The sequence below is a fragment of the Providencia sp. PROV267 genome (assembly GCF_028477825.1).
GTDB lineage: Bacteria > Pseudomonadota > Gammaproteobacteria > Enterobacterales > Enterobacteriaceae > Providencia > Providencia stuartii.
Map to the genome: position 1 here is coordinate 138548 of NZ_JAMPLX010000002.1, position 24271 is coordinate 162818.

Here is a 24271-nt window from a genome sequence, read left to right on the forward strand (position 1 = left end):
ACTCCAAATTTTAAAAGTGAGACAGAATTTCTTTCGCCTGATTACTCAGACGGCTTCGGGAAAACATTAATTGCAGACGACTTCCCCCAACTTGCTGCCAGAGTACAGCACTACGGATACCACTGAGCAAAAGTGTTCTGACTTTCGCTTGAACCAGTGAATTTTTTAAAATATCAGGGGAGCCAGTCACTTGAATCCGAGGGCCTAGTGGACTAATTACATCCACGTAGATCCCCGCTAATGCGTTAAAAACACCGTCAGACATAGGGTCAAAATAGCTTGCTTGACGCTCAAACTGTTCGATTCGTTGCCCGAGCTTATCCATAGCTTGTTGATTCTTATTGAGGCGGCGTTCTAGTACGATAATACTGAGCATATAGCGGGTCACTTCAGCGGATAATGCGCTTGCGTTATTGCCGCCAGATAGCATGCCAAGCATCGCACCAAGACCTGTTTTTAGGTTGACAGGGTCATTCCCATAAACATCGATGGTGGAAGATGGATTCATGTTGGTTAAGCTATTGACCATGACTTCAAGATCATGGTCGTTACAACTACCTTCTTGTGCAAGTTTTTGAACCATGTAACTGGCTTGGCAGATGCCCGCGAGCGCAAGTGTAATATCGCGATAATTTTTAGCCACAACTACTCCTGAATACGAGATTCGATAATACCGCCACCTAGACACACTTCATCAAGGTAAAATACGGCTGATTGACCTGGAGTCACTGCTGCAACAGGGTAATCAAAAATAACTTCAACTTTCCCGTCATTAAGTGGCGTGACAGTACAGGGGATGTCAGCTTGACGATAGCGGGTTTTGACAGCACAACGTAATGTTTGTGTTAAAGGCTCTCTGTCGACCCAATCTAATTGTTGGGCGATCAAACCTGTTGACATCAGACGAGGATGTTCATGCCCTTGTGCAACAATTAGGCGATTATTTTCAACGTCTTTATCGACAACGTACCAAGGTTCATCCGAGCCTTCTTTCATACCACCAATACCCAGCCCTTTACGTTGGCCTAGCGTGTGGTACATCAAACCTTCGTGTTGACCAATGGTTTCACCATCAACGGTCACAATAGGGCCTGGTTGTGCAGGTAAATAGCGCCCAAGGAAATCACGGAATTTACGCTCACCAATAAAGCAAATCCCCGTAGAGTCTTTTTTCTTTGCGGTGACTAAACCGACTTCTTCTGCAATACGGCGGACTTCTGGTTTCTCTAATTCACCAACAGGGAATAGGCTTTTAGCAATTTGCGCATAGCTGAGGGTATAGAGAAAATAGCTTTGGTCTTTATTGTTATCTAAGCCTCGAAGCAATTGGCTTTTACCATTCACATCGCGGCGGCGCACATAATGGCCCGTTGCGATATAGTCGGCACCGAGATCTTCTGCGGCAAATTCAAGGAAGGCTTTGAATTTGATCTCTTTGTTACACAAAATATCAGGGTTTGGCGTACGGCCTGCTTTGTACTCGGACAAAAAGTGTTCAAACACATTATCCCAATATTCTGCTGCAAAATTAATGGTATGAAGTTCAATGCCTAATTTATCGCAAACAGATTGTGCATCAGCAAGATCGGTCGCGGCGGAACAATACTCTTCGTCATCATCCTCTTCCCAGTTTTTCATGAACAGACCAACAACCTGATACCCTTGCTGTTGAAGCAAATAAGCTGAAACGGATGAGTCTACACCTCCGGACATACCGACGATGACTTTTTTTTGGCTGTTATCTGACATGGAATACTCTCACTGCGGAAAAATTAAGCCCCATACTTTACCATGTTGTACCCTTGTTACGCCAGCGTTAGCAGGGGGAATATTCTAATCATGATTTCTGCTCGAAATGGGTATTGGCATACCCGCAAACGATAAGTATCTGTTAGCGCTTAGAGCCAGCCGTGTTGTGACACAACGTGAATCAGCCAAAGTGCTCCCCAAATGCGGATAACACATCAAGTGGATATTGGGTGCCTTCGAGAAAACAACGTATGCTTTCGGCGACAAGCGGTGAACGCAAGCAATCACTGTTCAAAATATCTTGCGCGTTCACCCAATGGCAGCAAGTGATATCGCTATCTTGTGGCTGGGTATCACAACGCTCAGGCAGTTCCAATGCAAAGAGAAAGCGAATAAAGGGGGTGTTATCGGGAGCTATCCATTGGTGAATTTTAAGCAGTTTTTGCGGTCGCCCTTTAATGCCCGTTTCTTCGAATAATTCACGTTCAGCAGCGGCTAATAGTGTTTCATCTGCTTCTAGGTGACCTGCGGGTTGGTTCCACGTCGGTTTGCCATTAACCCATTCTTCAACAACCAAAAACTTATCCTTCGCATGGACAATCGTTGCGACAGTAACATGAGGTTTAAACAAGAGTGATCTCCTTCCATTCACCAGGTGCTAAATTATTAAGAGTATACTCACCAATTTGATAGCGAATTAGCCGCAAAGTCGGATAACCAATATGCGCCGTCATGCGCCTAACTTGACGATTTCTTCCTTCACTAAGTGTGATTTTTAGCCAGCTAGTCGGGATGTTCTTACGTTCACGAATTGGTGGGGTTCTCGGCCATAACCAATCAGGTTCATTGACTCGTTCTATACCAGCAGGGCGTGTCGGACCATCTTTAAGAGTCAGACCTTGGCGAAATTTCACAAGAGCCGCGTCATCAGGGATACCTTCAACTTGCGCATAATAGACTTTATTAGTGTTTTTTTGCGGTTGTGTTAAACGCGCTTGTAATTTCCCATCATTAGTCAAAATGAGTAATCCTTCGCTGTCACGATCTAACCTGCCAGCCGCATAAACATCGGTTATTGGAATATATTTTTTTAGGGTATCTCGGCCTTGCTCATCGGTAAACTGCGGTAATACATCGAAAGGTTTATTAAATAAGATCACTTTACGCGACGTAAGGGGCTTAGATTGAGTCCGAGATGACAATGAAGAACGAAAATGCTCAGAGGTGGCTTTTGACCCAAACTTGCGCGGCGCTTTCTTACTGGCTGGTGGTCTAGCTTTATAATTCGATGTAGACATGAGAATCCATTTTAACAGATTAACTAAATATTGATAAAAACAGGCCAACAAAATGTTGGCTGAGCTTTCAGTGTAGTTGATTTTTAAGAAAAATGACACAAAAGAGCAAGGAGGGAGATGAGGTTTATTGTCAATCACAAAGAGAAGATAAAAAATGTCATTTAAAGAGGGGCATTTAAAAAAGTTCAAAATGAAAGATATAAAAGTATAAGGAGACGGAGATAGTTTATTATTTATTAAGCTTGAGAATAATTTTTTATATTTAAAGTTGTATCTCTATCTAGAGATGTTAATTTTATACATCTAAGGCGCATGAGCTTATCTTATTGATAAACTTAATAGAAGAATAATAGAGATTATTTTTATCAGTGGTTATTAATTAAAAAAAACAAATAATATAATAAAAAACTTTAAAATCATTAAATCTGTTAAAACCTATTAATTTACAATGATAAATTGCTTTAATAAACCTAGTTTATGTGAGCAAAACGAATTTTTCTTAATAGCATTTAAGATAAACTGCAAATAGTCTCTTTTTTCAACAACTATTCATTTATTCACTAAATCATCGAAGCAACATCTTGGTTACGTAATTTCTTTAAGATTAGACTTTTATCGTACCTTGTTGATTTAATGGGAAATGTGTTAACTAAATCAACAAAAAATGTGAGTCAGTTAGTACGTTTAATGCGATCCGCATAAAACCTTGAACGACTAACCATTGGCGTTAGAGAAAGTTTGAAGTAGTATTGACAGGTCTCTTACAAAAAATTAACAAGCAAATGCGCAAGTGAAAGGAGAGGTTAATGGAAAGCAAAGTAGTAGTTCCGGCAGAAGGCGCTAAAATTACCATTGATGCTAAAGGCAAACTGAATGTTCCGAACAACCCGATCATTCCTTACATCGAAGGTGATGGTATTGGTGTTGATGTGACGCCAGCGATGTTGAAAGTGGTTGATGCAGCAGTTAAAAAAGCCTACAACGGCGAGCGCAAGATTTCTTGGATGGAAATCTATACCGGCGAAAAATCTACTCAAGTTTATGGTAAAGATGTTTGGTTACCGCAAGAAACTCTCGATTTAATCCGTGATTACCGTGTTTCAATTAAAGGCCCTCTGACAACCCCAGTTGGCGGTGGTATTCGTTCTTTGAACGTAGCGCTACGTCAACAACTCGACCTCTATATCTGTCTACGCCCTGTGCGTTACTATAAAGGTACGCCAAGTCCTGTTAAGCAACCTGAACTCACTGATATGGTTATCTTCCGCGAAAACTCAGAAGATATCTATGCGGGTATTGAATGGAAAGCAGGTAGCGCAGAAGCAGATAAAGTCATTAATTTCCTGAAAAATGAAATGGGTGTAACTAAGATCCGTTTCCCAGAAAATTGTGGTATTGGCGTTAAACCTTGCTCAGAAGAAGGAACAAAACGTCTAGTTCGTGCTGCGATTGAATATGCTATCGATAACGGTCGTGATTCAGTGACTTTGGTTCATAAAGGCAACATTATGAAGTTCACTGAAGGTGCCTTTAAAGATTGGGGTTACCAACTGGCATTAGAAGAGTTCGGTGGTGAGCTACTTGATGGCGGCCCATGGGTGAAAATTAAGAATCCAAAAAATGGCAAAGACATCATTATCAAAGATGTGATTGCTGATGCGTTCTTACAACAAATTCTTCTGCGCCCAGCGGAATATGATGTTATCGCATGTATGAACCTAAATGGTGACTATATTTCTGATGCATTGGCGGCACAAGTTGGTGGTATCGGTATCGCTCCAGGTGCAAACATTGGTTCAGAATGTGCACTGTTTGAAGCAACACATGGTACAGCACCTAAGTATGCAGGTCAGGATAAAGTGAACCCAGGTTCAATTATTCTTTCCGCAGAGATGATGTTACGTCACATGGGCTGGACAGAAGCGGCTGACCTAATCGTTAAAGGTATGGAAGGCGCAATCGAAGCTAAGACCGTAACTTATGACTTCGAACGTCTGATGGACGGCGCTAAACTACTGAAATGTAGCGAGTTCGGCGACGCAATTATTAGCCATATGTAATTTGTTGCGTAATATAATTAATAACGGGAGCGTAATGGCTCCCGTTTTTTGTTGTCTTAAATTAATTTGATTGTTCTTTTTGGGTTACCTGCCTTAAGGTAGGTATTATATTATTTCTACCATAATTAATTTACCAAAAGACAAAAGTGATAGACCTAGTATTGAAGAGCTTAGAAAAAAATATATGGGGAAGATATAAAAATATTTGTTGGTTTGTATTGGTATAAAAGTAATACAATAACATATTAATAACAGGAGTTTTATGGATGGGCTAATTGTTATTACATTCTCAATCATTATCGGTTTTATTGCTCTGGTCCTTATCCTTCCGGTTATTATTTTGTCACTGTTTGATAGAAGCAGGGAAGCAAAGAAGCACTCAGTAACAAAGTATCAACGTGAAATGGAGAAAATAGAGAAGCCAGAGGTAATAGCGAAACAGATTGATAATGAAGAAAGGATGACCTTGATAATTTTTAGTATAATCATTCTTATCGTATTGGTAGTAATAATTTATATTCTCTTTTGCTACAGATAACCCGCTTCTTAAGGCGAATTGCTCGGGAAATGTAGCTGATTATCGTGAGCAACAGCGATAAAAATGACGGGATCATTTAGACATGCTAGAAATATGATGGATGTTTTTAGTTAGGGTTTAGTGTTTGTGCAGAATTTTGCTATTATTGTTACCTATCGTATTTTGAGCTAAAAGTGGAGGGAAAATGTTATCCATCCAGACAGAGAGAATGCCCTTCTGATTAAAGTCATTTAGTAAATAAAAATTCAGAAGGGATATGTTATGAACTATACAAAATTTGATGTAAAAAATTGGGTTCGCCGTGAGCATTTTGAGTTTTATCGGCATCGTTTACCATGTGGTTTTAGCTTAACAAGCAAAATTGATATCACGACGTTAAAAAAGTCATTGGATGATTCAGCGTATAAGTTTTATCCGGTAATGATCTATCTGATTGCTCAGGCCGTGAATCAATTTGATGAGTTGAGAATGGCGATAAAAGATGATGAATTGATCGTATGGGATTCAGTCGACCCACAATTCACCGTATTCCATCAAGAAACAGAGACATTTTCAGCACTGAGTTGCCCATACTCATCCGATATTGATCAATTTATGGTGAATTATTTATCGGTAATGGAACGTTATAAAAGTGATACCAAGTTATTTCCTCAAGGGGTAACACCAGAAAATCATTTAAATATTTCAGCATTACCTTGGGTTAATTTTGATAGCTTTAATTTAAATGTTGCTAATTTTACCGATTATTTTGCACCCATTATAACAATGGCAAAATATCAGCAAGAAGGGGATAGACTGTTATTGCCGCTCTCAGTACAGGTTCATCATGCAGTTTGTGATGGCTTCCATGTTGCACGCTTTATTAATCGGCTACAAGAGTTGTGTAACAGTAAATTAAAATAAGCTCAGGTTAAATTAAAGGGTTTCATATCTAGTGAAGCCCTGTTTTATTATATTTTGAGTTAACTTATCTTCAATGGCGGTTATAGAACCGACTGTTTACCCTCAAATAAATGTGTGAGCCGAATTATTATATCATCCTTCCGCAAAAGGCTAAAAACCATAAACAATAAAATATTTTTTGTCGGCTTTTGTTCGCACTTTTTATCTGTTTCTAGGCATTTTATGATAATTTTTTAAAGGTAAGCTTGAAATAATACGTCGATGCCAAGATATCTATCAAATCATGATATATAAATTAAATGGGATGAAGAATGAATAAGATAAAATTTGTTGAACAAGCTCTAACGGATGTGCTTGGCAAAGAGATTGGTTCAGTGGAAGTGATTGAACAATATTTTTCGCCAAACTACATACAAATTGTCGACGGTAAAAAAATTAATTATGAAGAATTTGTTGCGCATCTTAAGGTATTAAAAGAGGCCACGAATAATATTAGTATTACCATAAAATCCATTGCCGAAGGGCAAGACTGTGTACATACCCAACATATTGCACATGCTGAGAAAAAGAGCGGCGATGTCAGTGAATTTGAAGTATTTGCCTGCTTCCATTTATCTGAAGGGAAAATCGTGCGTTGTGAAGAATTAACACGCATGATTGCTGGTGAAAAAGCAGATGGTGACCTTGGCTCTCGAGTTTAATTATAGCACTATCATTAAATTGCTAAAAACATTGAAAATAAGTCAATCATGTTAACGCCATGTTGCAATGGTGACTTTTTTACTGTTATTTCGCTGAAAAACATAAAGAGTGACGAAAAAGATTTTTATCGTCACTCAATTTAATTTGATTATGAAGGGTAAGTTAACACTAATCCAACGCCAACTTCTTTAATGGCTGCAAACTTGGAAAGATGAATTTTAGCCGCTAAATCCGTACAATGGCAGGGATGTATTTGATCGACATTAAGTTGGCTAAAATAGTGCCCAGTTTGATTTAAAACCTCATCAGAGGCTTCTTGTAAATGGAAACCACCGATGACTGTCACTATCTTATCTATTTTTGTCACTTGTTTTGCATATTCAACAATATTGCAAATACCTGAATGCGAACATCCGGTAACTATAATCAACCCTTCCGTGGTTTTTATTGCCAATGCACTATCGTCCCAAACATAGTCATCAATAGTTTGATGGTCTGCATTAATCGTCGTTCCAATAGGTTCTTTCCCTTCAAAAGTATTATTTCTCGGGATCTGCCCTAAGAATATAACATTGTCGGAAAGGTAAAACGGCTTATCTGTTTCATAGTTATCAAAATAAGCCTTTAATACATCTTTGGGGATATTGGCACCAATCACTTTGGTGTCAAATTGCTTTGGAAGAAGTGCATCTGGATGGTAAATCAAGCGGATCTTTTGTGGAAAATAGCAATTACGTCTATCGTAGTACTGTATTAAATGATTTAGTCCCCATGTATGGTCGTTATGTCCGTGAGACAGGGCTAAATCAGTGATCGTAGCAAGGTCTATCCCTAATGTGTGTGCGTTATCGATAAAAATATCGGAGTAACCAGTGTCAAAAAGAATTTTATGGCCATCAGCTTCGATATGGTAGCAAACACCTGGCTCACCACAAAAGTAGCTATCGATAAGGGTATTGTTATCAACAAGTACAGATATTTTTATTGTCATTTTTACTCATTATTTAATTGGTGAATAGCTAATTAGTCTTACTGTTATATCAGACAAAAAGCAATGAATATCCAATTAAAAATGCTTTTCTAGACAGTCGTAAAGGCAGTTACTGAGTAACTACCTTGTTTGGACGAGTATGGCTTATTCTTGGTTATGCGATTTGGTTGGCGTAGAGGTAGGTTCAATGTGAAAGGTCGCAATGATCTCCTCAAGTAATTCAGACTGAGTTTTTAAGGATTGTAATGAACCTTGCAATTCTTTCGTCATTGCCGCATTCGCTTGGGTGGTGTTATCGAGTTCATTAATTGCAATATGGATTTGTCCAACACCATGAGTCTGCTCATTAGACGCATGCGAGATGTTCTGTATCATTTCATTAATATTAGCGGTACTTCTTGCGATAGCCACAATATTATCGTTAGCATCAGCGGCTAATTGGAAGCAGTGATGAATTTTTTCATTTGAATTATCAATCAGCACTTTGATTTCTTTAGATGCTTGATTACAGCTCATCGACAGCTCACGTACCTCATTTGCAACAACAGCAAAACCTTTGCCATGCTCGCCAACTCGGGCGGCCTCTACTGCGGCATTTAAAGCCAATAAATTAGTTTGAAAGGCAATATTATCAATGGTTGATGTGATTTTGCTGATCTCTTTAGAGAAATCGACGATATCATCCATGTTCTCAACGACGTCAGAAATAAGTTCACTACTCTTATCAATAGTAATGCCGTTCTGTGCCATTAGTTGGCAGGATTCATGAGTATGGGCGCTATTAAGTTTAAAGGATGAATCTAATTCCTCTATACTTGCAGCCGTTTCCACAATAGCAGCAGCTTGTTGATCTGCACGAATAGATAGGTCCTGATTCATTTGAGTGATATCACCGATCTCATCTTTGATAGTATGGGTATTAGAATAGATATTTTTGACGATATTAATTAACTTACTCTGCATATTCGAAACATGCTGTTTCAACAGTTTAATTTCTGCTAACCCTTTATTGTCAAAATGATGGTGAAGGACCCCTTGACTGACTTTTTCTATGCCATCAATGACTTGATTAAGAGGGCGAATAAATAAATGTTGTAGAACTAAACGTACGAGTAAGGTTACCAATGTTAGGCTAATGATCACCGCGATAATACCAATCAGACTTTTGCGATACAATTCTTCGCTTGCCGCGGTGATATCATGATAACCCTGATTTAACTGCTGATGATAATAATTGAAATTTTGTTCGAAAGTATCTTGAAAACCTTGTGTAGGTTGATTTAAGAATTCATAAGTTTTTCCTTGAACTAAAAATAGAGATAGTTCCATTAACGCTGAATGTAATTGAGTATAGCTTTGTTGTAACTCATTAAATGCTAATTCGTTTTTATTTTGTGTTAATTCTGTAAAAGTTGCCCATTGTGATTCGGTTTTATTCATCTTCTCCTGAAATTGTTGAACTAAACTATCAATATCAGTATTAGCAGTTTGCATTTTGTTTATCACTAACAAATGTCTTGAGCTGGCTCTATTTAAGGTATTTCGAGCCTGTAAAAGAGATTGCCATGTATCATTTAGTGCAGACTGCTCTTGATAAATATCATCTAGTCTTTCCAGTGCCGTTTGATAATTTTTAAGATAACTAAAAAATAACCAACATGAAGAGAGTAATAGTAGGATCAGTAATCCAGATAATATCCAAATGAGAGTTGTTGTTTTAAGACCTGAAAATGAGAACCGGGAAAAAGGGGAATCAGTTTTTTGTGAAGTCGCGAACATCATTATTATTTCCTTACATACTGTCGGTAACATGTTTCAACACGTACAAATAAACGACTTATTTGATATAAGGTGATGATCAAATCGCTAAGTGATTTGCTACACACCTTATGGTGGTCATACAGAAGTCAGGTGTAGGTATTCCCTAATGGTATCGGCAGGAAATGCGTATACTTTATATTCAAACTGAATGCTAACCGAAATATAACGAGGGCTTAATCGAGGGAATTGAAATTAACTTATTGTTTCATAATGATTATTTTTTGGCGGCACAGCAATATACCTAAGCAAAAAAATAACTGATTACTTTTTTATATTTAGAGATAATATAACTGTTAATGTTATTAAATAATAAGATACCACTATGCTTTCATTGTTCTTAAAGTGTTCATTAGGGGCATTAGCCGTTTTAATTATTGCTTTACTATCAAAAAGTAAGACATTTTATATAGCAGGTTTAGTACCTTTGTTCCCAACATTTGCCTTGATCGCCCATGTGATCATTGTTCAAGAGCAGGGAGCATTAGCACTACGTAAGACAGCATTATTTGGTATATGGTCATTAATTCCATATCTATTGTATTTACTGACAGTCTATTGGCTCGCCACAAAATTTTCAGCGTGGTTTTGTTTAGGGTCTGCGACGGTTGTCTGGTGTCTCTCAGCGGCGATATTGATCTACCTCTGGAGAATGTATCAATAATTCACAAAAGACAGTGTTATATGTCTACTTATCAGGAATAATTATTTTTTAATGTAAATAATTCATTCTGCACTCACTTATTTGTCGCATTTTGTTACAATTTCAATATAGTAATTAGGTACGTTTTATAAAAAATCGCTGTGGTAAAAATGTTATTAAGAAGCCTAGTTCTGTTGCTTATGGTTGGTGGTGCTTATATTGCGGGTATTATGACGAATATCGCTCAAGTATCAGAATTCGACACTAAAAAGAAAATTGAAAACTCAGTAGAAGATTTTCTCGCTTACCCAACGGCGGCTAAGTATCGAAATGTTAATTACCATGTGCTGAATAAAACCCAGGATGGTGAAGAAACGGGTTATTATTGTGGTGAAGTATTTGGGTTTAAAAATGAGTTACCCTATGGCTTTAAACGGTTTATCGTGCGCTCCCATAAAAATGCGTCAGGTAACACGATGGTATCCATTCCTTTTGTTGAAGAAATTGATGACATTATCCCAATAGAACAATTTGAATTTGTATGGGAAAAATATTGCCAGCCAAACAAGCAGGCTGATTTATCAAAAAATCAGCCTTCATCATTTCTAAATGACTAGGCGGTTTTAATCGCAAATGTCGCTAAAAAAGTCGGCAGGTAATGGTCAATAACAAATCGAGGGTTAGGTTGCCAATCTTCATAAAACCCAGCGAGCTGAAAACCGGCCTTTATTTGTCCACCAATTAAATCGGTTAATGAATGACCAAAAACAAAAGCTTCTTGATTTTGCTGTTTCAAGTGGATTTGTTCCTGGGTTAATGCCTCTATTTCAGAAAAAGGCATTTTATAAGTCGGCTTAATTATTTGTTGCTCCTTATATTGTGGGTCACGGTCACCGACAAAAACGATTGGGTTAAAAAAGCTAGATAGTAGTCTGCCATGTGTATTTAAAACACGATGACATTCACGCCAAACAGGATTTACATCCGGTATATAAAGATTAGAAATAGGGTAGAAAATGAGATCAAAGTGGTTATCTGGAAATACGTGTAGATCTCGCATATCACCTTGAATAGTTTCTAGTTTTAAATTCTCACGAATAGCAACTTGTCTATCTTGTTCTAATTGTTTATCTGATAGGTCAAAAACAGTGACATCAGCACCAGCAGCAGATAAAACAGGGGCTTGTTGCCCTCCTGCTGAGGCTAGACATAGAATTTTTTTCCCTTTTATATCGCCAAGCCACGCTTTAGGTAATGGTGAAGGCGTCAAATGAACTTGCCATTCACCTTGTTTTGCTTTTGCAATGGTCGGAGAGTCAACGGGAATTGACCAAGGCTGTTGCAGTAAAGCTTGCTTATCCCATGCTTTTTGATTAGCGGCTAAAAAATCAGTCATAAAAAGAACTCCTCAAAACATTATTTTACTAATGTAACGTAAGAAACGAGGAATGAAAACAAAAATGTACTGCTTGGTACATTTAATGGGGTATTGTGGAAAATGGAACTGTAGCGCTATGATGGTTTATGGTTTAACTAAATAGTAGAGAATATGCTCGAAGGTAAATTCAGCAATTTTCTGCATACCTAATTTCTGATGTGCTTTTAAAGAGCGTATGTTACTACTATTAATAAATGCGACGGGTTGACCGGTCTGTTTAGCACATATCGTGTCATACAGGGATTTAAGAATACTTTTCCCTCGATATGCAGTATCAATACATACGGGACCGTAAAACCAATTATTTTCTATAATGGGGGCAAAGTGTTGGGTGATATATTGCGCCAATGCAGGGAGGGCTTTAGCGAGAGGGCTAAAACTAAAAACGACGCCAACAATATGTTCATTTTCATAGGCTACAACGGTATGACTTGCGCTAGCAAACATCCCTTTAACTTTACCTAAAGGGTACTCACCTAATAACCCACCACCTTGTGATTGTGCGTTAATTTGCAACAATTGGGCAACTTTTTCACAATCCGTTATTTCCATTAATCGGTACTGGATCATAATACGATTCCTCAAAATCTCTTCATTTATTGATGAATATAGCAGGTGGTTTTACCAATAAGGATCCGCAGTGTCGATAGTGAGAGTGAAAAATAAATTCTAATGAATTTTATTTGTTTTGATCTCATAATGGTCAAAATTATCTGCTCAACGTTAACCAAAATGCTTGCTAAATCTTATCCTATTTTATTATTAGTGATTTCGAATGTTTTTATGATGTTTGCATGGTATGGACACTTAAAGTTTACAGATAAGCCACTGTATAGCATCATTTTTTTCAGTTGGTTAATTGCATTTGTAGAATATTGCTTTGCGGTTCCAGCCAATCGGCTAGGGCATCAATATTATAGTGCAGCTGAATTAAAAACGATGCAGGAAGTTATCACACTTTGTGTCTTTGTGGTGTTTTCTGTGCTTTATCTTGGGGAGAGTATTTCGATAAACCATATTATTGGCTTTATTTTGATCTTTGCGGGCGCCTTTTTTATCTTCAAAGGCCCATTTTAAGGGCTTAAATATGTCTCTCCCCTGTCTTAAATATAGGGGAGAGACGAGCGACTATACCCAACCTTTCTCGCGGAACTGTTTTAATACAATAACAAATTGCTCCATCTCTTCGGGGGTACCTAGCGTTAAACGGCTCCAACCCATTGCTGGTGGAAATTCACGTCCAACCATAATGTGCGCATCGGCCATTCTTTTTTGGTATGTTTTGACATCACCTTTAACTTTATGAAAGATAAAATTCGCTTGTGAAGGGGCATAGGTAATACCGAGTTCATCTAATGCGGTTTCAACGATTTTTCTAGATAAGTTATTGGATTTCAGACTATATGCAATAAATGATTTATCCTGCAAAGAAGCAAGAGCGGCAACGGCGCCAGCCGTATTGGTATTATCTAAAGGTAAAAACGCATCAATGGCAGCAATAACTTCAGGGGTTGCGATACCGTAACCAACACGCAGTCCTGCTAACGCAAAAATTTTTGAAAAGGTGCGAGTGACAACAAGGTTATTTTTACCCTGTTTCACAAGCTCAATGGCACTGATAAATTTCGGGTCTTCAACGAATTCAGCGTAGGCTTCGTCTACGATGAAAAATTGTTTATCTGAAGATTTATGCATCCATTCGCTTAATTCGCTTGCTGGTGTGATCATCGCCGTTGGGTTATTTGGGTTACAAATATAAATGATTGATAACCCATCAAATTCATCAGCAAGTTGTTCCATTTTTTTTAGGTCGAATGACAAATCTTCTTTTAACGGAACTTTAGTGATTTTACCTGCAAATGATTGAGTATATAACTCGGCGTAATTGAATGTTGGGTCGGGCGTAATAAGTTGAAGTCCTTGATTTTGTTGGCGTGCTTTTGCTGCTAGCATCGCAACGGCAGCTTGGATGGTTTCTGAAGAGCCATTTCCCAATGTGACATGCTTGTCGGTCAAGGGATAGTGTTTACCTAGTGCTGCAATTAGGTCAGCTCTAGCATCATCAGGATAGCGGAATGAACCGGGTAGAGCGGCAATAACGGCATCTTTTGCTTTTGGCGACATGCCGAGTGAATTTTCATTAAAATTAAGCAGCAAAGGGTGTTGCGCATCAAGCAAAAATTGCGTTTTTGTTTCCGCAACAGCTTGATTGAAAAGAGAGTTTACAGCTAATCCGCCCATAATGGCTGAGCTTGTTTTTAGAAAAGAACGACGATCCATGGTGTTTCCTTGCAAAAAAATAGTAATCATTAGATTACTGAAAATAGATTTGTTGTAAATAATTATTTATCACAAGTGATTATTTATTCATTTTGTTAAGATCGGACTTTAAGCAAAATACAGGTTAATTATTACTTTAATATATTGATAAATATAAATAATCACTCAGAATTTATGGTTTGTTGTGATAAAAAATTTCTTTTCATACATCAATGGTTGTATAATGAATTACATATCGAGGGTTGTATAATAATTTGGATGATAAAATGAAGTTATTTATGTTTTATGTTGGTGGCAATGCAGGGAAGTCAAATATAGAAGTTCATGATATTCAATTCGTTGTAGCCGAAAAACCGACAGATGCTTGGCCTGCATTGCGGGAAGCTTGGTTTGGCGATAAGGATAAGATCCATATCGACGGCTATGCAACGATTAATTGGGTGGGTGGATTTAAAATCGAACTACATCAGGAGCCTTCTTTAACGACACAGCGGCTATACTTTATTAATGTTGGAGGGTATCAGCCATCTACTCTGGCCGAACTGCATGAGTTTGATCTATTCGTTGCTGAATCGGCGGCGGAAGCAAAGCAAAAAGCGATTAATGCATTATTAGTTAATTGCCAACAGCAGCATAAAGACAATTTAAAGGATGTTGATGATTGTCTCTTATTGGATCAAATTGGCAATTATTATATTCACCTTATCCCTCAGCCAGACGGTGAGCATTTTAAGCCTGAATGGCAAGGCTATCAGCCTATCGGTATATGATTTTTATCTCGTAGGTAGTTTGATGATGTGAGTTGTAGGGCAGTGTTAACTGCCCTAATTCGTTTATCGCTGTTGAGGGGTATTATTGTTTGAAATTTCAATAACGGAGACTCGAACAACGTATTGTTTACCACTTTCTCCCTTTGGCGCATCAGCTGCAATTTTTTTCAGGGTCTCATCTGGCTGAGTTGTCTGAATTGACGTTGAATATTGCATTGCTCCATTATGGCGACCATAGTGACGGCCAGAACCGTTGTAGTGACGGTTATTATCACAAGGGCGGTCATTATATTGTTGCTGATTGTGATAACCATTTTTATGCCAAGCACCATCACAATAATTATTATCGTTATATGCGAAAGAAGAAAAGCTAATGGCAAATAAACTTGCTGAAATAAAAAGAGGCTTTAAATAATTCATATTTATACTCCTGTTGGGTACCGACTAATAATTATTTTGGCTCTTTTATTTGTTATTTCAATGTTATTTACCTAAATAAAGAGATATATCATAGTTTCATCACTAACTACTCTTATTTCCTTCACAATGAAAAAAAGTTGTATTGATCTTTAAAATAAAGTAACTATTTTTATTTTTTATAGGCAGTAATACGTAATAAAAATATTGGTATTTTGAATACGCTTCTTCTTTCAATTACAATTAATTGATTTATAAGTGATTTTTATGTTGATTGGCACGGGTTAAATTGGTTATGGCACGCTACCGTTATAGATCAGAGAAAAACTTCGCTAATTTACTCAATGAACTAATTGAAGCGACGGCAATCTCTTTATTATAATCGTCACATAAAACTAACAATCTATCAATAGCGTCTTCTTGCTCGATTGAACATTTATAATCACCTAAAGCATTAATTGCCGCTATTTTTACATCGTTGTTAGTACCATAAGTAAGCTCAACAAGATTTTTTACGATCCTCTCTTTTATTCTATTCCCATATTTAAATGATAATCATTTCTCGATTATAATATTATGAGTGAAATTAGAAAACGTTTTTTTTATTAATGAATAATGAAAAAATATAAAAATTAAATATCAAATTAATGTGATGGAATATTATATTGAATGAAAAATTAATTAAATTGACAATATTATAAGTTAATTAATAAAAGATAAGATATCCTTAATAACGGCTTATAGAACACGCTTGTTGTATTCACCAATAAATCAAATTTTAGCGAACTTGGCTCATTTTGTTCACATAAAACAAGTTAATATCGTTATAATTAGTCTGACTAGCTAAATGCCAAGAAGGATTATGTATTGAAACGAATAAAAACCAAACTGTTTATCGTCATTTTGATTATTATTGCTGGCTTTGTATATCAATATGTTACAGCAATTCATGACTCCGACATTCAAAAAATGGCTCAGCAATTGGTCGAAAATAAACTCGCCTCACAGCAACCAGTGAACTTCAATGACGTTAAGGTTGTTAAGCGGAATCAATACAAAGAAGGTGAAAGTGTAGGCGTATGCGGCACATATCAGGTCGGTAATGATGGTCGTGCACTACTTTTTGTTGCTAATATTGATATTCGTGACGGGCAATTTTCAGGGAAGAATCAGTTATTGTTGAGCGATAACGAGGACATTCAGGCCTCTATCAAGACGATATGCCAAAAAGAGCAACCATAACAGCTCATGAGATAATAGAATGTGCCCAGTTTCGATAGAGACTGGGTACATTTTTATAGATTGATGCTTATTTCGTTTTGTTCAACAGAAGCTCAGTTTGGATTTTGCAAGCGGAGATTGAGTCATTTAGCGATTTCGCGAATTCGTCCTGGCTCTTAAAGCTACCTTTATTATCGCGGATGGTTTTAATGACAACAGCCAAGTTCTTTTGTAAATCAGCTTCGTTTGTCTCTAATTTAGCGAGATCAACATTTTTACTTTTTAGCTGAGTAAGTGCATCTGCTGCTAATTCGTTGCTGCTTTTATCTGAACGATAGGCATCATTGAGTGTTTGGCCTGTAATATCACAATAATCAATGGCAGTTTGGCTAATATTTAGTGGTTCATTAGCGCCTAGTGCGATAATCGGTGTAAAGCATACAGCAAGTAAAAGACGTTTCATGGCAGTACCTCTAGTTTTACACTAAATGAATTTTAACTTTATCGGATAATAGACAGAGACTATAGCAGAATAGGCCGAAAAGAGGGTGTCCTAAGTATTATTTCGCATTTTGAAACAAAAAAAGAGCCAGTAAAAACACTGGCTGCCATATTGAGCAAAAGCAATGTAAATGAAAATTACGTTATATAATTTATCATACAACGGTAATAAGAAAAGCGGTTTTATGACTAAGATTAGCTTATTTTGTAACAAATATGATCTTGATCAGCAATTGCCATTATGGAGAGATGGAGGAGGAGAGAGTAACCAGCCTTTAATTTAATGAATATAAGTAAAGGCTGGCTAAAACATAGGCGAATAATTATTTTGACCAATGCCCATGATGGAGAACGTCTTCAACTAATTCATGAAGAACGATATGAGCTTCTTTGTCATCATGAAAACCAGAAGTTTCAAATGTAGTTGCTCCAGTATCATGAATAATATAGAGATCGCTACCTGGATAAACTTCTAATACCCTTGCTCTTAGTTCTGAAGCAAATGCGTCATAAAGGCTTTGGGATACAGCATCATCAGAGATTTTAATGGTGATTTTCATTTTTTAACCTTAAATAGGGTTTCGATTTAATTGTAAATTTTATGGTGATGTATAAATAGAAGCAATAATCATTTTTCAATGCTCTTTTTACGATGTTTTTTTAAATGTTCTATTTGCTTGTTTAATAAACAGTTTGAGGGTATTCACCCTTAATATAAGGCGATAAATTTATTGAATAATAAACTGAATATGTTGGTGAAATTAAATTATTCATTTTATTAGTAGAGCAGGAATTATTAATAATAAAGAAATATGTATTTATAAAAGGGAATAATATAAGATTTTGATTATTATATAACCAAGTTGGTGAATAAAGCGATAATATCATAAAATCAAATGATTAACTTTATGAGTTCACTCTTGTTGTGAGTGCAATTTGTTGATTTTAAATCAAAAATATTATCTAGCACACATCTTTATATTAGGTATTTATATAACAAATATCAATCTTAAAATTTAAACTTAAAAAATGTTTTACACGGAAGATAAAAAAATATAGTTTTATGACTCTTTGTTTTGTATTTCATTGTGCACGTTTAGGGATTGGTTTCTTATAATCGAAAGGGTGCTTGGTGAGATGAAACATTACAAAGATTATCATTAATTATACAGCGATCTTTATTTACATATAATAAAGTAAGGGGAATGGTTTGGTAGAAATCGTAAATTATCTAAACGACATTGTTTGGGGGTCGCTCCTCATCTATTTATTACTTGGCGTAGGTGTTTACTTTACACTTCGTACAGGATTTATTCAGTTTCGCCATTTTGGTCATATGTTTGGTGTTTTAAAAAATAGTAATCAAGCCGATAAAGCAGGGATATCGTCTTTTCAAGCATTGTGTACCAGCTTAGCGGCTCGGGTGGGAACAGGGAACTTAACCGGTGTTGCCATTGCGATAACGGCAGGAGGCCCTGGAGCCATTTTTTGGATGTGGGTGGTTGCGATGTTAGGGATGGCAACCTCATTTATTGAATCAACCCTCGCTCAATTGTACAAAACAAAAGATGACCAAGGAAATTATCGAGGCGGTCCTGCCTACTATATGCAAAAAGGGTTAAACCGCCGTTGGATGGGCGTGTTATTTTCCATCTTTTTAATTATTGCATTTGGATTGGTATTCAATGCCGTTCAAGCAAACTCAATTGCACAAGCAACTGCTGTAGCATTTGATTTTAACCCTCTATATGTTGGCATTGCGCTTGTGGTGATGAGTGGTGTTGTTATTTTTGGCGGATTAAAATCAATTGCAAAGGTTGCTGAGCTAATCGTTCCTATTATGGCATTGGCTTATTTACTGCTAGCATTTTGGGTACTTGGACATCATATTGAACGCTTACCTGACGTCTTTATGATGATTATCCGCAACGCTTTTGGGTTACAGGAAGCGGCAGGGGGGGCAATTGGTTACGGTGTTGCTCAAGCGATGACTCAAGGTATCCAGCGCGGGTTATTTTCGAATGAAGCGGGGATGGGGTCTGCACCGAATGCAGCCGCTTCTGCCGCTCCATATCCCCCACATCCTGCTTCACAAGGTTATGTGCAAATGCTGGGTGTTTTTATGGATACGATTGTTATTTGCAGTGCGACGGCGATCATTATTCTCTCGTCTGGTGTACTTGAAAACCCAATGGATAAAATCAGCGGAATTGAATTAACGCAGCAGGCCTTGTCATCTGTTGTGGGAAGTTGGGGTTCAACCTTTATCGCAATCGCAATCTTTTTCTTTGCATTCACTTCAATTATTGCCAACTATGCTTACGCAGAGAGCAATATGATATTCTTAGAAAATAATCACACCGCAGGTTTGCTTATCTTGCGCCTAGCTGCATTAGGCATGGTGATGTTTGGTGCCTTAGCCGAGATGCCATTGATATGGAAAATGGCGGATTTATCGATGGGGCTGATGGCAATTACTAATTTAATTGCCATCTTGCTACTGTCTGGTATCGCGTTTAAATTAACCAAAGATTATAACTTGCAAAGGAAAGCAGGAAAAATTCCTACATTTGATATTGCTCAGCACCCTGAATTAAAAACGCAGGTAGAAGAGGGGATTTGGGATAAGGAAAATGTAGCCCAGTGGGATAAGCAAAAATCTATTTAATCATCATAAAAATAAGAGTCATGTCATTCTGGCTGGCTCTTATTTCCCTCTTATTGACGCCGATGTCAGCTAGCCCATTTTCACTCAATTTAATAAAGGTTATCAATAATACTTGCTTTCTAATAGGCTGAGCTTTAAGGTTTTTCTCATAAATTCAAAACTAACGGTTAAATTGAGTAAACAATGAAATTAGGGCAACATGCAGCAACATTTTATGGCGTAGTCTCTATTTTACTGTGGAGTACGATTGTTGGTTTAGTGCGAAGTGCGAGTGAAAACTTTGGTGCTGTTGGTGGAGCCGCATTAATTTATAGCCTTGGTACTGCCATTCTGGTTGTATTTATGGGGTTTCCCAAAATTCGTGCTTATCCTAAGCGCTACTTAATTTGGGGAACATTACTCTTTGTTAGTTATGAAATGTGTTTTGTATTAGCTCTGGGGTTGGCAAAAGACCGACAACAGGCTATTGAATTAGGGATGGTGAATTATTTATGGCCCAGCTTTACGATAGCATTAGCTGTTTTGTTTAATCGCCAGCGGTTTACTCTATTGCTTGGTATTGGGCTACTGTTAGCATTTGCTGGGTTAATATGGGTCATTTCGGGTGATCAACCTATTTCAGTCGCGGCAATTGCGGATAATATTTCAAGTAACCCATTAAGTTATTTACTCGCTTTTATTGGAGCTGTCCTCTGGGCGTTTTATAGCAATGTGACTAAGCGTATTTCTGGGGGGCATAATGGAATGGTGCTATTTTTTCTACTCACTGCGATAGGGTTATGGATACTTTTTGCGTTTGAACCTAATAAGCAATTTAATATTTCATGGCACAGTATCACATTACTGTTAGTGGCATCCTTAGCAACAGGCGGTGCGAATGCGTTATGGACGCTCGCTGTGATCCGAGGCAATGTCGCTTTATTAGGTACGTTATCTTACTTTACACCTGTCATATCAACGGCGTTTTCGTCAATTCTATTAAGCACTGCGCTGACATTAGGTTTTTGGCAAGGAGTGGTAATGGTAACTCTTGGGTCGATTATCTGCTTTCTTGCAACTCGGCGGCCATCTAAGGTAAAAAGCGCCCAATAAAGTAGGGCGCTATCGTTGGTAATTAATTATGCTTTTTCATCGGTTAATTGCACGGTTTTGTTGCAAAAGAGGTTGCCAACAAACAGTGAAATTATGAAAGCGATAACCCCCGGTATTAACCAGCCCATACCTTGTTCAAATAGTGGTAAGTTTGAAACAAGGAAGCCCTTCACATTATCACTTAGCAACGTCATATTATTTAATGTATCTAATAGGCTCATAAAGACGATAACAGCGATAGTAATACCGTAAGTGACTCTTGGTGCAGCCATATAACGTCTTGCAAATTGCAGGAATACAATGGTGACCGAAGATGGGTAGATCATTAATAGCGCAGGAATAGTCACTCTTAATAATGTGTCTAGGCCGAAAGTAGAGACAATGGTGGTCAGCAATGTGAAAAAGACCACCCAAAAACGGTAACCTAAGCGATGGTGGAAAGTCGCAAAGTAGTCAGCACAAGCACTCGTTACGCCAACAAGGGTTGTCATGCTAGCTAATAAGACAATCCCACACATGATCCATGTGCCAATTGAGCCGAATAATGTATCCACGTAACGTGAGAATATTTGACCACCATTGGTTGCTGTATTGGCTACAAGTTCACTGGTTGCGCCAAGATAGAATAAGCAAATATAGAGTGCAGCGAGTAAGCTAACAGAGATTAAGCCTGCTTTGATGGTAATAAAAGCCACTTGGCGAGGCTGAGTGATATTTTTTGATGCTAAAGCACGAGCGACAATCCCACCAAAGGCCATGGCAGATAGCACGTCCATGGTTTGATAGCCATCAATTACCCCACCAAAAAAGGCATAATCGGCATATTGTTTTACTGGTGCATTAATCGGAGATAATGGCTCTGCCACCACAGCGATCCCGACCACAACCAATAGAATAAGCAAGGCTGGGGTCATAAACTTGCCGATTGCGCTGATCATCGTGCCTTGTTTAAGCATAAAGAACAAAGAGCACACGTTAAAAATCAAGGCAAAGGTAAGGTGTGAGGTGGTGCTTTTTTCAATGAAACCTAATGGAATGAAGCCCATTTCAAAAGCCGTATTTGTCACCCTTGGCATCGCAAAGGTTGAACCTACAATTAAGTATAGCGCCACCCAAAAAATGACAGCAACCCACTTAGGTAAATCCACAGACAGGCGCTCACCACGGCCTTTAACGGCGACGGTAACCAGAGTCATAAAGGGCAGGATAACACCCGTAATAATAAAGCCAAGCGATGTGCTGAACCAATCTGTACCCGATTGGTAGCCTGCCATAGGAGGGAAAATAATGTTTCCTGCGCCTAAAAATAGCGCGAAGACCATCATCCCAAGAATTACCATATCTTTAGTCGAAAACATGTTACTACCTGTTTGTAATGTATATTTTGCAATGAATATTTTAGTATTACAGTATTTTTAAGGGGGCAGATAGTATCAAATTTAGAAAGCTAAGTAAGGTTTTAGTCATCCATTTGGCTTTTGGATGTAGGGAAATAGGGAAGGGAATGGGTAAACAAGCAGTCTGATTCTGTAAGATATGATTAATTGGCAGTGAATATCACTGCCAAAAAGATTATTGTTGGTTAATAAATTTATTTAGCGCAACGGCGACACCGTCTTCGTTATTGGTGGCAGTGACAAATTTTGCAATATCACGAACGTTATCGATAGCATTTCCCATAGCGACGGGAAATTTGGCGTATTGCAGCATTTGTATATCATTATTTTGATCGCCAATACTCATGACTTTATCAGGTGTAATGCCGAGTTTTTCACAAATTAGCTGTAGTGCTGCGCCTTTACTTGCCGTTTTACTGGAGATTTCTAAAAAGTAAGGGCTGGTTTTTATGAGAGAATAACTTTCAAAAGTATCTTCAGGAATATAACTGATCCCAACGCTCAGCTTTTCAGGCTGGTCTATCATCATCACTTTAGTAAATTTGAGACTGGGATCCATTTCGTTTGCTGGACAATATACGAGTGGAGTATTTGTCAAATAAGCATCATGGACGGTGTAATGGCTAATGTGACGGTTGGCGGTGAACATGGTGTTTTGTGCAAGTGCATGCATATGCACACCAACATCGTTAGCGAGAGAAACAAAATATTGGTAATCCTCAAAATCGAGAAGGTTTTCAATTAAATGGGTACCATCATTGGCTTGATGTATCACACTACCATTATTGCTGATGCAATAATCTGATGCATTATCTAGCCCAAGTTCTTGAAGGTAGGGGAAGATCCCAGAAAATGGCCGCCCAGATGCAAGTACGACACGGACACCTTTATTTTTTGCCTGAATAACCGCCTCTTTAACAGCAGGGGTGATTTGGTGTTGAGAGTTGAGTAAAGTGCCATCTAAATCAATCGCTACCAGTTTGATAGACATCAACGCCTCCGGTTAATGATGTTTTATTGAAATACCTTACTCTATTTACACAAAATGTAAATTAGCTAAAAAAGAGCAATAACGAGAAACCGGTGCAACATGAGCCATTTTATCGTTCGCCACGATCTTAAAATGATTAAGTAAATGATTTTTGCCGCTTATTGATAACCTAACTGAGTTAGAAAATAAAACGGCATAAGTGACAATGGCTTATGGCATTGGGTGATGTAGGGGGAGGGGCCTCAACGCAAATAAGGCATCTTCACTCACCGTTATGGGTTAAATGCAGTGGCTCCTTTACATCTAAATCAATATCAACATTTTGTCTGAAATCAAACGGTGTAATGCCGTATTCCTTTCTAAACATATAGGTAAAATGTGATTGTGAGCCAAATCCAAAGTCTAAGGCGATATCAAAAATAGACTGATCGCTATTTCTTAATAGGTTGACTGCACCCGCCAGTCGACGTTGGCGAATATATTTACCTAATGAAATCCCTGTGACTTCCTTAAAGATTTTCTGCATATGCCAGAGGGAGTAGCCTGAGTAGGCGGCAAGCTCTTCCAAATGGATAACACGACCTAAATGTTCTTCGATCCATTTGCTTAGAGCATCAACAAGTGCTAAGTGGTTGTCTTGTGGCATCTCGATTCAATTACTGAGGTCGTTGACCTTTTGGTGTTAGATTTTTGTTCAAAATACATCTGTTTTGTCGAATTGAGTCAACGAAAGCATTATTCCTCAATCACGTAATAGAAAACAATAGTAAAACAGATTGCATCCGAACCCCATA

At 37.8% G+C, this 24271-nt stretch carries 27 protein-coding genes; 11 read left to right on the forward strand and 16 right to left on the reverse strand.

What is annotated here, in order from left to right:
* Window positions 1–10: 10 nt before the first annotated feature.
* The 4 genes from hflD to rluE all read right to left on the reverse strand — a co-directional run bounded on the left by hflD (window position 11) and on the right by rluE (window position 3047).
* On the reverse strand, window positions 11–643 hold the full coding sequence (gene hflD, locus PR709_RS01460; RefSeq protein WP_004920781.1) for a high frequency lysogenization protein HflD: 633 nt from the start codon (window positions 641–643) through the stop codon (window positions 11–13).
* A gap of 2 nt (window positions 644–645) precedes the next feature.
* Window positions 646–1749, reverse strand: a complete 1104-nt coding sequence (gene mnmA / locus PR709_RS01465) for a tRNA 2-thiouridine(34) synthase MnmA (RefSeq protein ID WP_004920779.1) — start codon at window positions 1747–1749, stop codon at window positions 646–648.
* Window positions 1750–1930: 181 nt separating this feature from the next.
* Window positions 1931–2380 carry an NUDIX domain-containing protein gene (locus PR709_RS01470; RefSeq protein ID WP_004920777.1) on the reverse strand — a complete coding sequence of 150 codons (450 nt, stop codon included), beginning with the start codon at window positions 2378–2380 and terminating at the stop codon, window positions 1931–1933.
* On the reverse strand, window positions 2373–3047 hold the full coding sequence (rluE, locus tag PR709_RS01475; protein ID WP_014656147.1) for a 23S rRNA pseudouridine(2457) synthase RluE: 675 nt from the start codon (window positions 3045–3047) through the stop codon (window positions 2373–2375). Before rluE ends, PR709_RS01470 begins: the two co-directional genes overlap by 8 nt.
* An 806-nt stretch (window positions 3048–3853) precedes the next feature.
* Here rluE and icd point away from each other — a divergent pair.
* From icd to PR709_RS01495, 4 genes are all read left to right on the forward strand, one after another.
* The gene (gene icd, locus PR709_RS01480; protein WP_004920773.1) at window positions 3854–5107 is read left to right on the forward strand and encodes an NADP-dependent isocitrate dehydrogenase; all 1254 of its coding nucleotides are present in this window, start codon (window positions 3854–3856) and stop codon (window positions 5105–5107) included.
* Window positions 5108–5369: 262 nt separating this feature from the next.
* Complete coding sequence (locus PR709_RS01485; protein ID WP_004920771.1) at window positions 5370–5645, forward strand: hypothetical protein; 276 nt, start codon at window positions 5370–5372, stop codon at window positions 5643–5645.
* Between the two features lie 261 nt (window positions 5646–5906).
* On the forward strand, window positions 5907–6548 hold the full coding sequence (locus PR709_RS01490; RefSeq protein WP_004920769.1) for a type A-3 chloramphenicol O-acetyltransferase CatIII: 642 nt from the start codon (window positions 5907–5909) through the stop codon (window positions 6546–6548).
* A 311-nt stretch (window positions 6549–6859) separates the two neighbouring features.
* A complete protein-coding gene (locus PR709_RS01495) occupies window positions 6860–7249 on the forward strand; it encodes a nuclear transport factor 2 family protein (protein ID WP_004920765.1) in 390 nt (129 codons plus the stop codon).
* Window positions 7250–7398: 149 nt separating this feature from the next.
* Here PR709_RS01495 and PR709_RS01500 read toward each other — a convergent pair whose 3' ends face one another.
* Window positions 7399–8241, reverse strand: coding sequence for an MBL fold metallo-hydrolase (locus PR709_RS01500; protein WP_004920763.1), 843 nt, complete (start codon window positions 8239–8241; stop codon window positions 7399–7401).
* 144 nt (window positions 8242–8385) lie between these two features.
* Window positions 8386–10023, reverse strand: a complete 1638-nt coding sequence (locus tag PR709_RS01505) for a methyl-accepting chemotaxis protein (protein WP_036940590.1) — start codon at window positions 10021–10023, stop codon at window positions 8386–8388.
* A gap of 361 nt (window positions 10024–10384) precedes the next feature.
* On the opposite strand from PR709_RS01505, the gene PR709_RS01510 reads away from it, so the two are divergent.
* Window positions 10385–10723: a GlpM family protein gene (locus PR709_RS01510; RefSeq protein WP_004920759.1), complete on the forward strand. Its 339-nt coding sequence runs from the start codon at window positions 10385–10387 to the stop codon at window positions 10721–10723.
* Window positions 10724–10872: 149 nt separating this feature from the next.
* Window positions 10873–11319: a hypothetical protein gene (locus tag PR709_RS01515; protein ID WP_004920756.1), complete on the forward strand. Its 447-nt coding sequence runs from the start codon at window positions 10873–10875 to the stop codon at window positions 11317–11319.
* On the opposite strand, the gene PR709_RS01520 is transcribed toward PR709_RS01515, so the two are convergent.
* Together PR709_RS01520 and PR709_RS01525 are read right to left on the reverse strand one after the other, a co-directional pair.
* On the reverse strand, window positions 11316–12098 hold the full coding sequence (locus PR709_RS01520; RefSeq protein WP_004920753.1) for a class I SAM-dependent methyltransferase: 783 nt from the start codon (window positions 12096–12098) through the stop codon (window positions 11316–11318). The two genes, PR709_RS01515 and PR709_RS01520, sit on opposite strands and share 4 nt — an antisense overlap.
* Before the next feature lie 126 nt (window positions 12099–12224).
* Window positions 12225–12710, reverse strand: a complete 486-nt coding sequence (locus tag PR709_RS01525; RefSeq protein WP_014656139.1) for a hypothetical protein — start codon at window positions 12708–12710, stop codon at window positions 12225–12227.
* A 162-nt stretch (window positions 12711–12872) separates the two neighbouring features.
* Between PR709_RS01525 and PR709_RS01530 the strand changes: the two genes are divergently transcribed.
* A complete protein-coding gene (locus PR709_RS01530; protein WP_036943916.1) occupies window positions 12873–13217 on the forward strand; it encodes a DMT family protein in 345 nt (114 codons plus the stop codon).
* A gap of 51 nt (window positions 13218–13268) precedes the next feature.
* On the opposite strand, the gene PR709_RS01535 is transcribed toward PR709_RS01530, so the two are convergent.
* Window positions 13269–14420, reverse strand: coding sequence for a pyridoxal phosphate-dependent aminotransferase (locus tag PR709_RS01535; RefSeq protein WP_042116658.1), 1152 nt, complete (start codon window positions 14418–14420; stop codon window positions 13269–13271).
* A 266-nt stretch (window positions 14421–14686) separates the two neighbouring features.
* Here PR709_RS01535 and PR709_RS01540 point away from each other — a divergent pair, with 266 nt between their 5' ends.
* A complete protein-coding gene (locus PR709_RS01540; RefSeq protein ID WP_004920742.1) occupies window positions 14687–15190 on the forward strand; it encodes a DUF1543 domain-containing protein in 504 nt (167 codons plus the stop codon).
* A 63-nt stretch (window positions 15191–15253) separates the two neighbouring features.
* Here PR709_RS01540 and PR709_RS01545 read toward each other — a convergent pair whose 3' ends face one another.
* Together PR709_RS01545 and PR709_RS01550 are read right to left on the reverse strand one after the other, a co-directional pair.
* Window positions 15254–15610 carry a hypothetical protein gene (locus tag PR709_RS01545; RefSeq protein ID WP_004920739.1) on the reverse strand — a complete coding sequence of 119 codons (357 nt, stop codon included), beginning with the start codon at window positions 15608–15610 and terminating at the stop codon, window positions 15254–15256.
* A gap of 306 nt (window positions 15611–15916) precedes the next feature.
* Window positions 15917–16138, reverse strand: a complete 222-nt coding sequence (locus PR709_RS01550) for a hypothetical protein (protein WP_004920733.1) — start codon at window positions 16136–16138, stop codon at window positions 15917–15919.
* A gap of 336 nt (window positions 16139–16474) precedes the next feature.
* On the opposite strand from PR709_RS01550, the gene PR709_RS01555 reads away from it, so the two are divergent.
* Window positions 16475–16849: a hypothetical protein gene (locus PR709_RS01555; RefSeq protein WP_014656135.1), complete on the forward strand. Its 375-nt coding sequence runs from the start codon at window positions 16475–16477 to the stop codon at window positions 16847–16849.
* A 67-nt stretch (window positions 16850–16916) separates the two neighbouring features.
* Here the strand turns inward: PR709_RS01555 and PR709_RS01560 are convergent, their stop codons facing one another.
* Entirely contained in the window at window positions 16917–17291 is a 375-nt protein-coding gene (locus PR709_RS01560; RefSeq protein ID WP_004920727.1) for a hypothetical protein, read from the reverse strand.
* 361 nt (window positions 17292–17652) lie between these two features.
* Complete coding sequence (locus PR709_RS01565; protein WP_004920724.1) at window positions 17653–17889, reverse strand: DinI-like family protein; 237 nt, start codon at window positions 17887–17889, stop codon at window positions 17653–17655.
* A gap of 650 nt (window positions 17890–18539) precedes the next feature.
* Between PR709_RS01565 and PR709_RS01570 the strand changes: the two genes are divergently transcribed.
* Both PR709_RS01570 and yddG read left to right on the forward strand, forming a co-directional pair.
* On the forward strand, window positions 18540–19997 hold the full coding sequence (locus PR709_RS01570; RefSeq protein WP_004920719.1) for an alanine/glycine:cation symporter family protein: 1458 nt from the start codon (window positions 18540–18542) through the stop codon (window positions 19995–19997).
* A gap of 183 nt (window positions 19998–20180) precedes the next feature.
* On the forward strand, window positions 20181–21089 hold the full coding sequence (gene yddG / locus PR709_RS01575) for an aromatic amino acid DMT transporter YddG (RefSeq protein ID WP_004920715.1): 909 nt from the start codon (window positions 20181–20183) through the stop codon (window positions 21087–21089).
* A gap of 26 nt (window positions 21090–21115) precedes the next feature.
* Here yddG and brnQ read toward each other — a convergent pair whose 3' ends face one another.
* The 3 genes from brnQ to PR709_RS01590 form a co-directional block, all read right to left on the reverse strand.
* Window positions 21116–22447 carry a branched-chain amino acid transport system II carrier protein gene (gene brnQ, locus PR709_RS01580; RefSeq protein WP_004920713.1) on the reverse strand — a complete coding sequence of 444 codons (1332 nt, stop codon included), beginning with the start codon at window positions 22445–22447 and terminating at the stop codon, window positions 21116–21118.
* Between the two features lie 214 nt (window positions 22448–22661).
* On the reverse strand, window positions 22662–23477 hold the full coding sequence (gene yidA, locus PR709_RS01585; RefSeq protein WP_004920710.1) for a sugar-phosphatase: 816 nt from the start codon (window positions 23475–23477) through the stop codon (window positions 22662–22664).
* A gap of 262 nt (window positions 23478–23739) precedes the next feature.
* Window positions 23740–24123: a helix-turn-helix domain-containing protein gene (locus tag PR709_RS01590; protein WP_004920708.1), complete on the reverse strand. Its 384-nt coding sequence runs from the start codon at window positions 24121–24123 to the stop codon at window positions 23740–23742.
* Window positions 24124–24271 lie beyond the last annotated feature (148 nt).

Bases quoted from the DNA above. Each gene is read 5' to 3' on its own strand.
- PR709_RS01540 (WP_004920742.1), top strand. From the start codon at position 14,687: ATGAAGTTATTTATGTTTTATGTTGGTGGCAATGCAGGGAAGTCAAAT.
- mnmA (WP_004920779.1), bottom strand. From the start codon at position 1,749: ATGTCAGATAACAGCCAAAAAAAAGTCATCGTCGGTATGTCCGGAGGT.
- PR709_RS01535 (WP_042116658.1), bottom strand. From the start codon at position 14,420: ATGGATCGTCGTTCTTTTCTAAAAACAAGCTCAGCCATTATGGGCGGA.
- brnQ (WP_004920713.1), bottom strand. From the start codon at position 22,447: ATGTTTTCGACTAAAGATATGGTAATTCTTGGGATGATGGTCTTCGCG.
- PR709_RS01485 (WP_004920771.1), top strand. From the start codon at position 5,370: ATGGATGGGCTAATTGTTATTACATTCTCAATCATTATCGGTTTTATT.
- PR709_RS01515 (WP_004920756.1), top strand. From the start codon at position 10,873: ATGTTATTAAGAAGCCTAGTTCTGTTGCTTATGGTTGGTGGTGCTTAT.
- PR709_RS01560 (WP_004920727.1), bottom strand. From the start codon at position 17,291: ATGAAACGTCTTTTACTTGCTGTATGCTTTACACCGATTATCGCACTA.
- PR709_RS01510 (WP_004920759.1), top strand. From the start codon at position 10,385: ATGCTTTCATTGTTCTTAAAGTGTTCATTAGGGGCATTAGCCGTTTTA.
- PR709_RS01490 (WP_004920769.1), top strand. From the start codon at position 5,907: ATGAACTATACAAAATTTGATGTAAAAAATTGGGTTCGCCGTGAGCAT.
- yidA (WP_004920710.1), bottom strand. From the start codon at position 23,477: ATGTCTATCAAACTGGTAGCGATTGATTTAGATGGCACTTTACTCAAC.
- PR709_RS01520 (WP_004920753.1), bottom strand. From the start codon at position 12,098: ATGACTGATTTTTTAGCCGCTAATCAAAAAGCATGGGATAAGCAAGCT.
- PR709_RS01565 (WP_004920724.1), bottom strand. From the start codon at position 17,889: ATGAAAATCACCATTAAAATCTCTGATGATGCTGTATCCCAAAGCCTT.
- PR709_RS01505 (WP_036940590.1), bottom strand. From the start codon at position 10,023: ATGATGTTCGCGACTTCACAAAAAACTGATTCCCCTTTTTCCCGGTTC.
- PR709_RS01545 (WP_004920739.1), bottom strand. From the start codon at position 15,610: ATGAATTATTTAAAGCCTCTTTTTATTTCAGCAAGTTTATTTGCCATT.
- icd (WP_004920773.1), top strand. From the start codon at position 3,854: ATGGAAAGCAAAGTAGTAGTTCCGGCAGAAGGCGCTAAAATTACCATT.
- PR709_RS01495 (WP_004920765.1), top strand. From the start codon at position 6,860: ATGAATAAGATAAAATTTGTTGAACAAGCTCTAACGGATGTGCTTGGC.
- yddG (WP_004920715.1), top strand. From the start codon at position 20,181: ATGAAATTAGGGCAACATGCAGCAACATTTTATGGCGTAGTCTCTATT.
- rluE (WP_014656147.1), bottom strand. From the start codon at position 3,047: ATGTCTACATCGAATTATAAAGCTAGACCACCAGCCAGTAAGAAAGCG.
- PR709_RS01530 (WP_036943916.1), top strand. From the start codon at position 12,873: ATGCTTGCTAAATCTTATCCTATTTTATTATTAGTGATTTCGAATGTT.
- PR709_RS01500 (WP_004920763.1), bottom strand. From the start codon at position 8,241: ATGACAATAAAAATATCTGTACTTGTTGATAACAATACCCTTATCGAT.
- PR709_RS01525 (WP_014656139.1), bottom strand. From the start codon at position 12,710: ATGATCCAGTACCGATTAATGGAAATAACGGATTGTGAAAAAGTTGCC.
- PR709_RS01590 (WP_004920708.1), bottom strand. From the start codon at position 24,123: ATGCCACAAGACAACCACTTAGCACTTGTTGATGCTCTAAGCAAATGG.